Raw genomic sequence first — 11,937 nt, 5'->3', positions numbered from 1 at the left:
CCGTCCGCGACCACCGGGCCGAGCTCCGCGGCGTTCCCCACGCTCACCGGCGGCGGGCGAGGTCGGCGGCACCGATGACGCCGGCGCTGTTGCCGAGCTCGGCGGGGCGCACCTCGGCGACGGGCAGCCGGCTGCGCTGGGCGAGCGCGTCGGCGAAGGACCGCCGGGTCGGGCCGAGCAGCAGGTCGCCGGCCTCCACCACGCCGCCGCCGACCACGAGCACCTGCGGGTCGAGGATCTGGGCCATGTCGGCGAGGCTGGTGCCGAGCCAACGCCCGATCTGGGCGAACGCCTCGGCGGAGATCGGGTCCCCGCCCTGCGCGGCGGCGGTGACCATCGGGCCGGTGATCGCCTCGGCCTCGCCGCCGGCCAGTTCGAGCAGGGCGGTGGCGCGCTGCGGCTCCTGCCGGGCGCCGGCCCGGGCGAACCGGACCAGGGCGCTGCCGCTGGCGTACTGCTCGATGCAGCCGAGCCGGCCGCAGCCGCACTGGTGGCCGTCCGGCACGGTGAGCATGTGTCCCAGCTCGGCGGCGATGCCGTGGGCGCCGCGGACCAGCTCGCCGCCGAGGACGATGCCGCCGCCCACGCCGGTGCCGATGGTGAACATGACCATCGAGTCGTCGGCGTCGCGGGCCGCGCCGTGCCGGAACTCGGCCCAGGCCGCCACGTTGCCGTCGTTCTCCACGATCACCGGCAGGCCGGTCGCGGTGCTGACGTAGTCCCGCAGCGGCTCGTCGCGCCAGGCCAGGTTGGGGGCGAACAGGACGGTGGACCGGGACGCGTCGATCCAGCCGGCCGCACCGATGCCGACCGCGTTCACGTCGTGCCCGCTGGCCAGCTCGGTCACCAGCTCGATGATGACGTCACGGGTCTTGCCGACGTCGTCCGCGGGGGTGTCCCGCCGGGCCTGCACGAGAACCTTGCCGGTGTCGTCCACGACACCGCCGGCCACCTTCGTGCCACCGACGTCGACTCCGATGGTCAGCGTCACCGCTGCCACTCCCCTCTGCTGTGCTGCCCGACATCGGCCGAACCGGCCGTGCGATGCCGGGATGTCCGGTGATCAGGCTCCGTCGCCTGGTGCTTCCCCCGCGCCGGCCGGCGCACGCGAGGCGGGCACGGGACGGTCGGCTGTCGGCCGGACCTGTTGGGCCGGCGCGACCGGCCCGGCGTCGTCGACGGGCGGGGCGGCGGTGGCCGGTACGACCGCGTCCTCCGCCCGGGTGGCGGCGGACCAGACATCCCGCTCCGGCGCCGACGCAGAATCATGCCCGGTGCGGGTGGCCTCGCGCCACACGTGGTCGGCGTCCGGGTCCGCCGGGGCGGGCCGGCCGGTCGCTGCGGTGGCGGCACCCGGCGTCCGGTGGGAGGCTTCCCCACCTTCGGGCGCGGCGAACGCCCGCATCAGGCTGGCGATTCCGGCGGCCAGATCGCCCGCGCCGGAGGCGAGCCGCTCGGCGAACTCCGGACTCGGGTCGCGCAATGCCGCGATACCCCGGCAGACCGGACAGACGCAGCACTCGGGCGTTCCGGTGGCGAACGCCCCGGACCGCTCGTCCGCTCCCGAAGGGCGGGACGGGCCAGCACTGTGACCGAGGACACCCGAGAGGATCCCACCGAGCGGACCCCACGGGCTCGCGCCGGGGCCGGACGTGGCCAGTCGGGCCGTCGCCAGCAGCGTGGCCACCAGCCGCTCGGCCTCCTCGCGCGCGGAGCCCGGGTCGGCCTCCCGCCGGGCGGAGCCCGGCTGCGTTCCCCCCATGGTCGACTCCTCTACCGTGCCGCCGGCTGTCGCGTCACTGCGCCGCACCGGATGCTTCTACCCGACGCTTGAGCTGCTTCAACGCGGTGTCCATGATCATCTTCTCGGCCTTGCGCCGAAACATGCCGAGCATGCCCACGGAGAGCTCCACCTCGAGGGTGTAGGTCACCGTCGAGGTGCCGTCCGGGTTGCCGACGATGTCGTACGAGCCCCGCTGGGACCGCTGCATCTTCGACGGCGCCACCAGGTGCCACTCGATCCGGGACAGGTCCTCGGCGTACTCGTAGGCCAGGACGTACTCGTCGGCCATCACCCCGGCGTCGATGGTGAACCGGACCTGACTGGCGTAGCCGTCCTCGTACTCCTCGACCACCTCCACCCGCTGCATCGCGTCGGTCCACTCGGGGTAGCTCGGGAAGTCGCAGATGACCGCCGCCACCTGCTCAGGTGACGCGTCGATGATGATCGACTGGGTGGTGGAGTCCGCCATGGGGGGAGGCTACCCGCCGGCGCCCCCGCGCGCGCCGCTCCACCCCCGCCGCGCCGCGCACGGCCCCGTTTCGCCGCGGGGCGGGATTTCACCCCCCGGCAACCTCCCTACCGCACCCACCTGGGTGTGCGGGTAGGTTGCGACAAAGCCGACCCGTGGCCGGCCCGGCCAGTGCGAGCACGAGGGAGTGCAGGTGCGCGAGTTCTCCGTTCCGCCGATCGTCACCGTCGGCGACGCGGCCAACCTGACCGACCCGGTCTGGGACAACGCCGAGGTCGCGCCGGACGCCGTGCAGTTCGTCCGCCCCACCCTGACCGCCGAGGGCCGCGTCTGGACGGACGTGACCTGCCGGCAGTTCCGCGACGAGGTCGTCGCGGTGGCCCGGGGCCTGGTCGCCGCCGGCATCGCCCCCGGCGACCGGGTCGCGCTGATGAGCTGCACCCGCTACGAGTGGACCCTGCTCGACTACGCCATCTGGGCGGCCGGCGCGGTCACCGTGCCGATCTACGAGACCTCCAGCGCCGAGCAGGCCGCCTGGATCCTCGCCGACTCCGGCGCGGTCGCCGCGGTGGTCGAGTCCAACGCGCACGCCACCCTGGTCGCCGGGGTCCGCGACCGGCTTCCCGAGTTGCGCCAGGTGTGGCAGATCGACCTGGGCGGGGTGGACGAGATCGTCGCCGGCGGGGACGCCGTCGACCCGACGGAGATCCAGCGCCGCCGCAAGGCGGTCACCGCGAACGACATCGCCACGATCATCTACACCAGCGGCACCACCGGCCGGCCCAAGGGCTGCGTGCTGACCCACCGCAACATGTACGCCGACATCGCCAACGCCGTGCCGGTGCTGCCCAACCTGTTCCGGCCCGGCGCGTCGACGCTGCTCTTCCTCCCGCTGGCGCACGCCTTCGCCCGGCTCATCCAGATCGGCGTGGTGCAGGCCCGGGCCACCATGGCGCACTGCTCGGACACCAAGAACCTGGTCGGCGAGCTCCAGGAGTTCAAGCCGACCTTCGTGCTCTCCGTCCCCCGGGTCTTCGAGAAGGTCTACAACGGCGCCCGACAGAAGGCCGAGGCGGAAGGCAAGGGCAAGATCTTCGACCGGGCCGAGCAGGTCGCCATCGCGTACAGCGAGGCCCTGGAGACGTCGGCCGGGCCGGGCCTGGCGCTGCGCACCCAGCACGCGTTCTTCGACAAGCTGGTCTACCGCAAGCTGCGCGCCGCGCTCGGTGGCCGCTGCCGCGACGCCATCTCCGGCGGCGCGCCGCTCGGCGCCCGGCTCGGGCACTTCTTCCGCGGCATCGGCGTGACCATCTGCGAGGGGTACGGCCTGACCGAGACCTCCCCCGCAGCCGCGGCCAACCTGCCCACCGGCACGAAGATCGGCACGGTCGGCCGGCCGCTGCCCGGGGTGACCATCCGGCTCGACGACGACGGCGAGATCCTGATCTCCGGCGACCTGGTCTTCCAGGGTTACTGGAACAACGAGGCGGCGACGGCCGAGGCGCTCACCGCCGACGGCTGGTTCCGCACCGGCGACCTGGGCCACCTCGACGACGACGGCTTCCTGACCATCACCGGCCGGAAGAAGGAGATCATCGTGACGGCCGGCGGCAAGAACGTCGCCCCGGCCGTGCTGGAGGACCAGGTCCGGGCGCACCCGCTGGTCAGCCAGTGCGTCGTGGTCGGCGACCGGCAGCCGTTCATCGCCGCCCTGGTCACCGTCGACGAGGAGGCCCTGCCCAAGTGGCTGGCCGCGCACGGCCGCCCCGAGGACACCCTGGCCGACCAGCTCCGCGACGACGAGGCGCTGCGCGCCGAGATCCAGGGCGCGATCGACCAGGCCAACCAGGCGGTCAGCAAGGCCGAGGCGATCAAGGTGTTCCGGATCCTTCCCCACGACTTCACCGAGGCGACCGGGGAGCTGACCCCGTCGCTCAAGGTCAAGCGGCAGGTCGTACACAAGACGTACGCGTCCGAGATCGCGGATATCTACCGAGGCTGACTACGATCCGTCACGTGCCCGCCTCCACACCTGCCCGACCCCAGACCCAGCCCCTCGCCGTCGCCGCGCGCGCGGTGATGCTGGCGCTGGTCGCCGTCCTGACGCTGATCACCACCCGGGATCCCGTCCAGCTCTGGTGGATCGCCCTGCTGGCGGTAGCCGGGCTGCCCGCCCTGCTCGCCCCCGAGCACCGGTTGCTCGGCCCGCTCAGCCGGGTCGCCGAGGCGGTGCTGATCGGGTTGGCCGCCAGCCAGGTTGCCGTCGAGTCCGCCCTCGGCGGGTCGGTCGGCGGGCTGGGCGCCTCGGCCGTGCTGCCGTACCTCGCGGTGCCGGTGACGGTCACCGCGCTGCGCCGACGGTTCTCCGAGGGCGCCGCGCTGCTCGGCATCACCGCGGCCACCCTGCTGGTCGCGGGCGCGTTCACCGAGGTCGACGGCGGCCGGCAGCTCGGCCAGCCGGGCTACCTCGCGGTCTGCGCGCAGTGGCTGATCCTGGCCGCGCTGGGTCTCTACGCCGCCGGCACGCTGCACCAGGTGATGCGGGTCCGTGGCGATGGCAAGCCCCAGCCGTACGCCGAGGCGACCCGGCTGCTCACCCAGCTGCGCACGGTCGCCCGGCAGCTCCCCGGCGCCACCCTCGACCCGGGCGGCATCGCCGAGCACCTGCTGGAGGAGCTGCGCACCGTCGCCCCGAGCACCCGCGCCGCGGTCCTCTCGGCCAGCGGCGGCGGCCGGCTGGTGGTGCTCGCCCAGGTGGGCGTGGACCGGGTGGACTGGGAGACCACGCTCGACGCGGACTCGGCGATCGCCGACTCGTGGGCCAGCCAGCAGCCGCAGACCGCGGCCCGCTCGCAGGCCCGCTCGCACCGCGGCGGGGACGTCTCCGCGCTGATCGTCCCGCTGGTCGCGGGCGTCCGCACCATCGGCCTGGTGGTGATCGAGGCGGACGCCGCGCACGCGTACCCGCCGCCGGTGGTGTCCCGGGTGACCGCGCTGACCGGGCCGGCCGCGCTGCGGCTGGAGGCGGCGCTGCTCTTCGACGAGGTGCGCTCGCTGGCCACCAACGAGGAGCGGCAGCGGCTGGCGAGGGAGATCCACGACGGGGTCGCCCAGGAGCTGGTGATGGTCGGCTACGGCATCGACAACGCCCTCGCCACCGTGCACGACGACGCCGAGGAGACCACCGAGAGCCTGCGCGCGCTGCGGCACGAGGTCACCCGGGTGATCACCGAGCTGCGGCTGAGCCTGTTCGAGCTGCGCAGCGAGGTGGACCGGCACGGCGGCCTGGCCGCCGCGATCGCCGAGTACGCCCGCACCGTCGGCGCCTCCGGCGGGCTGCGGGTGCACCTGTCGCTGGACGAGTCCACCGCCCGGCTGCCGTCGGCCACCGAGGCCGAGTTGCTGCGTATCGCGCAGGAGGCGGTCACCAACGCCCGCAAGCACGCCGGCGCCTCGAATCTCTGGGTGACCTGTGAGGTCGACCCCCCGTACGCCCAGATCGAAGTGTCGGATGACGGTCACGGCATCGGTGACCAGCACGCGGACGGGCACTACGGTCTTGCGATCATGGCCGAGAGGGCGGAACGTATCCGGGGCCGGTTGGAGATCAGGCCGCGGCAACCCAGCGGTACGACCGTGGCGGTGGTGGTGGGATCGCCGTCCCGGCGCGATAACGTGCGTGGCAGCGCAGCAGCAGAAGGGGAGTAACCCGAGGATGACCACAAGTCCGACACCGGCCACCCGTACCAAGGTTCTCCTTGTCGACGATCACGATCTGATTCGCAAGGGGCTCCGGCACGCGTTCGAGCGTGACCGGCAGTTCGAGGTCGTCGGCGAGGCCGCCACCGCGGCGGAGGGCGTGCGCCAGGCCGGCGCGCTGCAGCCGGACGTCGTGATCATGGATCTGCGGCTCCCCGACGGCAGTGGCCTCGAGGCCACCCGGGCGCTGCGCAAGTCCAGCGCGTCGATGGGCATCGTGGTGCTCACCATGTACGCCGGGGACGACCAGCTCTTCGGCGCCCTGGAGGCCGGGGCGAGCGCGTTCGTGCCGAAGACCGCGCCGGCCGACGAGGTGGTCGCCGCCGCCCGGCACGCGGCCTCCTCCCCCAGCGCGTTCACCGCGGCCGACCTGGCCGAGGCGATGAAGCGCCGGCTGGCTCCGTCCGGTCCGCAGCTCTCCCCCCGCGAGGGGCAGGTGCTGCGGCTGCTCGCCGACGGCATGAGCGTGGCCGGCATCGCCAAGCAGCTCTTCGTCAGCGAGTCCACCGCCAAGACCCACATCTCGAAGCTCTACGAGAAGCTGGGCGCGGCCAACCGGGCCCAGGCGCTGATGACGGCGCTGCGGCTCGGCCTGCTCGAGGCACCGGACGCGCCGAAGTTCTGAGGGTCTCCCGACCCGTCGCCGCGAGGTCCGCGTCCGCCCGTCGGACGCGGACCTCGTGCCGTGCCCGCCGGTCCGCACGCGCCGCTGCGTGAGCGGACCGTCGCGCAGCGATCGTGGTCTTTGCACCGCGACAACGGGCGGGCAGAATACCCGGGTGGCCCGCGCGGGCGACGTCTCTCGCGTCTGTCGACAAAGGGGTAGGGCATGCAGCGGCCGGACTGGGCTCCCGAGGACATCGACATCGAACGCCCCAGCGTGGCCCGCATGTACGACTACTACCTCGGCGGCTCGCACAACTTCGCCGCCGACCGGGCCGCCGCCCGGGCCATGATGGAGGCCGTCCCGGACGCGCCGCTGATGGCCCAGGCCAACCGGGCCTTCATGCGCCGGGTGGTGCAGCACCTGGTCGACTCCGGCGTGCGCCAGTTCCTCGACATCGGCTCCGGCATCCCGACCGTGGGCAACGTGCACGAGATCGCCCAACGGGTCGCCCCCGACTCCCGGGTGGTCTACGTCGACGTCGACCCGGTCGCGGTGGCGCACAGCCGGGAGATCCTCGGCGGCAATCCGAACGCCACGGTGGTGCAGGAGGACCTGCGTCGCCCGGCGGCGATCCTGAGCCATCCCGAGGTGACGAAGCTGCTGGACTTCTCCCAGCCGGTCGCCGTGATGATCGTGGCGGTGCTGCACTTCGTGCCCTCCTCCGACCAGCCGGAGGAGATCCTGCGGACGCTGCGCGAGGCGCTCGCGCCGGGGAGCTACCTGGTGCTCTCCCAGGCCAGCGACGACAGCCGCAGCGGCACCGGCGAGCGGGCCGAGGCCGAGCGGGTCTACCGGCGCACCGACAGTCCGCTGTGGATCCGCAGCCGGGCCGAGCTGACCGCCTTCTTCGACGGCTTCGAGCTGCTCGATCCCGGCGTGGTCTGGGTGCCGCAGTGGCGGCCGGAGACGCCGGAGAGCGCCGAGGAGGCCGAGCAGGCGGTCTTCCTGGGTGGCGTCGGACGCCTCGGTGGGTGAGCCGGCGGTCGCGTCCTGCCCCGGGACGTTCGCCCGGGCCTGGGCCAAGGCGGTCTCCGGCACCAGCTACCTGCCGATGACCCAGGCGCAGCTGGAGGCGCTGCTGCAACGACTCACCGTACGGCTGGCCGCGGCGCTGCGGGCGGAGCCCTTCGACCCGCGGGCCGGCCACCAGGTGGGCGCGGAGCTGGTCGCCGCGCACATCGCCTCCGCCGAGGGGCTCGGCCGCACGGTGGAGGTGATCCAGCTCCGGCTGGTCCGGGATCTCGGGCTGCTCGCCGACGACGTCGAGGACCGGATGGCCCGGCTGCTGGCCACCGTGGCCACCGGGTACGCCCGCGCCCTGCGCGACCGGACCCTCGACGAGCAGGAGTCGATCCGGCGGGCGGCGCTGGTAGCCCGCGCCCAGGCCGAGCGCGCGCTGCGGGACAGCGAGTCCCGCTTCCGCCACCAGGCCACCCACGACCCGCTCACCGAGCTGCCCAACCGGACCCTGTTCACCGAACGGCTCAGCGCGGCCATCGCCCGACCCGGCCCGGGCGCCGACCGGGTCGGGGTGTGCTTCCTGGACCTGGACCGGTTCAAGGTGGTCAACGACTCGCTCGGGCACCAGGTCGGCGACGCGCTGCTCATCGCGGTGGCCGGGCGGCTGCGGCAGGCCCTCGGCGAGCACCTGGTCGCCCGGCTCGGCGGCGACGAGTTCGTCATCCTGGTCGAACGCACCTCGCACACCGACGACGTGGTCAAGGTCGCCGAGGCCGCACTCGCGGCGGTCGGCGCGCCCGCGCTGGTCGGCGGCCACGAGCTGACCGTGTCGGCCAGCATCGGCATCGTCGAGCGGCCGGTGGCCGGCACCACCCCCGGCGAGCTGATGCGCGCGGCGGACAGCACCCTGCACTGGGCGAAGGCGGCCGGCGGCGCCCGCTGGTCGCTGTTCGACCCGGACCGGCACCGCACCGAACTGGCCCGGTACGCCCTCGCCGCGGCGATCCCCACCGCGATCGACCGGGGCGAGTTCTATCTGGACTACCAGCCGCTGACCTCGCTGCGCGACGGGACGCTGCTCGGCGTGGAGGCCCTGGTCCGCTGGCGCCATCCCGAGCTGGGGGTGCTCCGCCCGGACGCGTTCATCGGGCTGGCCGAGGAGACCGGGCTGATCGTGCGGCTCGGCGGCTGGGTGCTCGCCGAGGCGTGCCGCGAGGCGGAGAGCTGGTCGACCGGGGGCGGCCCGGCGCCCTTCGTCAGCGTCAACCTGGCCGTCCGCCAGGTGCACCGGCCCGGCCTGGTGCAGGAGGTGAGCGGGCTGCTGGGGCGGACCGGCCTGCCGCCCGAGCGGCTCCAGCTGGAGATCACCGAGAGCACCATGATGAGCACCGCCGAGGATCCGGTCCGGTCCCTGCGGGTCCTGGCCGACCTGGGCGTGCGGATCGCCATCGACGACTTCGGCACCGGGTACTGCAACCTGGCGTACCTGCGGGACCTGCCGGTCACCGAGCTGAAAGTGGCCGGGGAGTTCGTGGCCGGGCTGCGGGCCCCGGCGGTCGCCCCGGGCAGCCGGACCGACGAGCGGATCCTCGCCTCACTGGTCTCGCTGGCCCACGCGCTGGACCTGACGGTCACCGCCGAAGGCGTGGAGACCGCCGGGCAGGCCGAGCGGCTGCGGACGATCGGCTGCGACGCCGGCCAGGGATGGCACTTCGGCCGGCCGGCCCCGGCCGCCGACATCCTCGCCCGGATCCGCTGACCCGCGTCAGCCGGCGAGCAGCGCGGCCATCCGCTGCGCCTGCGTCTCCCAGCGCCACTCCCGCTCCACCCAGGCCCGGCCGGCCGCGCCGAGCTGGCGGGCCAGGTCCCGGTCGGCGAGCAGGGTGGCCACCCGGTCGGCGAGGGCGGCCACGTCCCGGCCCGGCACCACGTACCCGGTCTCGCCCTCGCGGACCGCGTCGGGCGCGCCGCCCGAGTCGCCGGCCACCACCGGCAGGCCGGTCGCCGAGGCCTCCAGATAGACGATGCCGAGCCCCTCCACGTCCAGGCCCCGGTTGCGGGTCCGGCAGGGCATCGCGTAGACGTCGCCGGCGGCGTAGTGGGCGGGCAGCTCGGTCGAGGGAACCGAGCCGGTGAAGACCACGTCCCGCTCCACCCCGACCTGGCGGGCCAGCTTCTCCAGCGTCGCCCGGTACGGCCCGCCGCCGACCACCAGCAGCGCCGCGTCGGGCACCCGGCGGCGGATCTCCGGCATGGCCCGGATCAGCATGTCCTGCCCCTTGCGGGGCACCAGCCGGGACACGCACACCACCACCGGCCGGTCGGCCAGCCCGAGCCGGACCCGGACCGGTTCGCCGTCGACGGACGGGTGGTAGGTGTCCACGTCCACGCCCGGGGCGAGCCGGTGCAGCTCGGTCACCCCGTGCAGCGCGCGTTCCAGGCGTACCCGGGTGTAGTCGCCGAGGTAGGTCACCACGTCCGTACCCCGGCCGATCCGGCGCAGCGCGGACCGGGCGGCGGGCAGCGCGGCCCAGCCGACCTCGTGCCCGTGGGTCTGCGCGACCACCCGGCGGACGCCGGCCCGGCGGCGCAGCCCGGCGGCGAGCAGGCCGAGCGGGGCGGCGGCGCCGAACCAGACGGTGTCGCAGTCGTGCTCGCGCGCCAGCCGGGCCGCCCGGCGGACGATCAGCGGGGTGGGCAGCAGCACCCTGGTCCGTTCCCGGACCACCTCGAACGGCTGGTCGGCGTCGAACTTGGCGGCGCCCTTCCAGCTCGAGGCGTAGACCACCACCGAGCCGGTGGGCTGGCGGACCGCCAGGTTGTGCACGAAGGACTGGATGCCGCCGGGGCGGGGCGGGAAGTCGTTGGTGATCAGCAGCGTCCGGCTCATCTGCCGACCTCCCTGGCGTAGGCGCGGGCGGCGGCCATCCGCTCCACGGTGGACGGGTGCGACGCCGACCAGAGGTACTCCCAGCGCGGCGGGTCGGGGTCGGCCAGGTTCACTCCGGCCAGCCGGCGTTGCATCGCCTCGAAGGTGGCCGGGTCACCGGTGAGCGCGAGCGCGTGCGCGTCGGCCCGCGCCTCCACCCGGCGGGAGACCAGCGCCTGGACCGGCGCGAAGACCAGCCCGGCCACCGTGACCAGGGCGATCAGCAGGGGGAAGGCGCGCGGCTCGGCGATCTGGTCGACCCCGGCGAGGCGCAGCAGCGGCGCCCAGGAGCCGATCAGGTAGAGCGCGACGACGGCCGCGGCGGCGCCGAGCGCCCCGGTCAGGGTGCCGGTCCAGACGTCCCGGTCCTTCGCGTGGCCCAGCTCGTGGGCGACGACGCTGGTCACCTCGGCCGGGGTGGCCTCGTGCAGCAGGGTGTCGTAGACGACCACCCGCCGGGTGGGCCCGAGCCCGGAGACGTACGCGTTGACGGCCCGGGTCCGGCGGGAGGCGTCGGCGACCAGCACGTCGCGTACGGGCACCCCGTCGCGGGCGGCCAGCGCCGTCAGCTCGGTGCGCAGCGGGCCCTGCTCCATCGGGGTGAACCGGTTGAACACCGGCTCCACCAGCACCGGCAGCACGAACGAGAGCAGCACCACCAGGCCGGCGGCCCCGGCGGCGCCGAACGCCCACCACCAGCGCGGGGCGAGCCGGGTGACGGTGTAGAAGCCGAGCAGCGCGAGCGCGCCGATCACCGCGCTGACCGCGTACGACTTGAGCAGGTCGACCGCCCAGCCGCTCCAGCCGTGGGTGCTCAGCCCGTAGCGGGTGAGCACCGACTGCCGCCAGGCGGCGAAGGGCAGGGTGAGCAGGTCGGCGACGAGGACGACGAGGAGCCCGCCGAGCACCGCGCGGGCCATCCAGTGGTCGCCGAAGGGGCGGCCGGCCAGCGTGACCAGGCGCGCTCCCAGCGGGGTCAGCCCGAGCAGCAGCGCCACCAGCAGCCCAACGGCCAGCCCGCCGTACGCGCCGGGGCGCAGCGTCTCGCGGAACGCGCGGCCCCGGGCCACCTGGTCGACGGGGAGGTCGCGCAGCGCGGCGAGCTGGTCGGCGCGGGGCGCGGGCGGCCGGCTCCACGGCACCAGGACCGCACCGGCCACGACCAGCGCCACCACCAGGGCGGCGAGGGTCAGCACCGCCCAGCCCCGGGGGGTCACGCCGGCACCTCGCGCGCCGGCCTGCCGCCACCACGCCGCGTCCGCGTCATGCCGCCGCTCCTCCCACCCGTGAGCCGCCCATCCTATTGCCCGTCCGGACGACCGCTCGCGGGGTGTCCGCGCGCCGGAACGGAGGGTAGGAACGCGGGCCCG

General features: G+C 74.5%; 10 protein-coding genes. 5 read left to right on the top strand and 5 right to left on the bottom strand.

Annotated features, from left to right (window positions below):
- Positions 1 to 43: 43 nt before the first annotated feature.
- The 3 genes from V6U81_RS17100 to V6U81_RS17090 all read right to left on the bottom strand — a co-directional run bounded on the left by V6U81_RS17100 (position 44) and on the right by V6U81_RS17090 (position 2,252).
- Positions 44 to 991: an ROK family glucokinase gene (locus tag V6U81_RS17100; protein ID WP_334490531.1), complete on the bottom strand. Its 948-nt coding sequence runs from the start codon at positions 989 to 991 to the stop codon at positions 44 to 46.
- Positions 992 to 1,063: 72 nt separating this feature from the next.
- Entirely contained in the window at positions 1,064 to 1,762 is a 699-nt protein-coding gene (locus tag V6U81_RS17095; RefSeq protein ID WP_334490530.1) for a hypothetical protein, read from the bottom strand.
- A gap of 34 nt (positions 1,763 to 1,796) precedes the next feature.
- Positions 1,797 to 2,252, bottom strand: a complete 456-nt coding sequence (locus V6U81_RS17090) for an SRPBCC family protein (protein WP_334490528.1) — start codon at positions 2,250 to 2,252, stop codon at positions 1,797 to 1,799.
- A 193-nt stretch (positions 2,253 to 2,445) separates the two neighbouring features.
- On the opposite strand from V6U81_RS17090, the gene V6U81_RS17085 reads away from it, so the two are divergent.
- The 5 genes from V6U81_RS17085 (at position 2,446) to V6U81_RS17065 (ending at position 9,397) form a co-directional block, all read left to right on the top strand.
- Positions 2,446 to 4,254: an AMP-dependent synthetase/ligase gene (locus V6U81_RS17085; RefSeq protein WP_334490526.1), complete on the top strand. Its 1,809-nt coding sequence runs from the start codon at positions 2,446 to 2,448 to the stop codon at positions 4,252 to 4,254.
- A gap of 14 nt (positions 4,255 to 4,268) precedes the next feature.
- Positions 4,269 to 5,960 (top strand): histidine kinase, encoded by a 1,692-nt coding sequence (locus V6U81_RS17080; RefSeq protein ID WP_334490524.1) that lies wholly within the window; start codon positions 4,269 to 4,271, stop codon positions 5,958 to 5,960.
- A gap of 7 nt (positions 5,961 to 5,967) precedes the next feature.
- Positions 5,968 to 6,636: a response regulator transcription factor gene (locus V6U81_RS17075; RefSeq protein WP_007072219.1), complete on the top strand. Its 669-nt coding sequence runs from the start codon at positions 5,968 to 5,970 to the stop codon at positions 6,634 to 6,636.
- A 204-nt stretch (positions 6,637 to 6,840) separates the two neighbouring features.
- The gene (locus V6U81_RS17070; protein WP_334490522.1) at positions 6,841 to 7,653 is read left to right on the top strand and encodes an SAM-dependent methyltransferase; all 813 of its coding nucleotides are present in this window, start codon (positions 6,841 to 6,843) and stop codon (positions 7,651 to 7,653) included.
- Between the two features lie 76 nt (positions 7,654 to 7,729).
- Positions 7,730 to 9,397, top strand: coding sequence for a putative bifunctional diguanylate cyclase/phosphodiesterase (locus tag V6U81_RS17065; protein ID WP_334490596.1), 1,668 nt, complete (start codon positions 7,730 to 7,732; stop codon positions 9,395 to 9,397).
- Between the two features lie 6 nt (positions 9,398 to 9,403).
- On the opposite strand, the gene V6U81_RS17060 is transcribed toward V6U81_RS17065, so the two are convergent.
- Both V6U81_RS17060 and V6U81_RS17055 read right to left on the bottom strand, forming a co-directional pair.
- Positions 9,404 to 10,528 carry a glycosyltransferase family 4 protein gene (locus V6U81_RS17060; protein WP_334490521.1) on the bottom strand — a complete coding sequence of 375 codons (1,125 nt, stop codon included), beginning with the start codon at positions 10,526 to 10,528 and terminating at the stop codon, positions 9,404 to 9,406.
- Complete coding sequence (locus tag V6U81_RS17055; protein WP_334490520.1) at positions 10,525 to 11,784, bottom strand: M48 family metallopeptidase; 1,260 nt, start codon at positions 11,782 to 11,784, stop codon at positions 10,525 to 10,527. The genes V6U81_RS17060 and V6U81_RS17055 overlap by 4 nt, the downstream gene beginning before the upstream one ends.
- Positions 11,785 to 11,937 lie beyond the last annotated feature (153 nt).

The organism is Micromonospora lacuserhaii, from assembly GCF_036902735.1.
Lineage (GTDB): Bacteria > Actinomycetota > Actinomycetes > Mycobacteriales > Micromonosporaceae > Micromonospora.
The sequence above is the reverse complement of the archived record's forward strand: the minus strand, read 5'-3'. Positions and strand labels throughout refer to the sequence as shown.

Bases quoted from the DNA above. Each gene is read 5' to 3' on its own strand.
- V6U81_RS17065 (WP_334490596.1), top strand. From the start codon at position 7,730: ATGACCCAGGCGCAGCTGGAGGCGCTGCTGCAACGACTCACCGTACGG.
- V6U81_RS17070 (WP_334490522.1), top strand. From the start codon at position 6,841: ATGCAGCGGCCGGACTGGGCTCCCGAGGACATCGACATCGAACGCCCC.
- V6U81_RS17060 (WP_334490521.1), bottom strand. From the start codon at position 10,528: ATGAGCCGGACGCTGCTGATCACCAACGACTTCCCGCCCCGCCCCGGC.
- V6U81_RS17095 (WP_334490530.1), bottom strand. From the start codon at position 1,762: ATGGGGGGAACGCAGCCGGGCTCCGCCCGGCGGGAGGCCGACCCGGGC.
- V6U81_RS17090 (WP_334490528.1), bottom strand. From the start codon at position 2,252: ATGGCGGACTCCACCACCCAGTCGATCATCATCGACGCGTCACCTGAG.
- V6U81_RS17075 (WP_007072219.1), top strand. From the start codon at position 5,968: ATGACCACAAGTCCGACACCGGCCACCCGTACCAAGGTTCTCCTTGTC.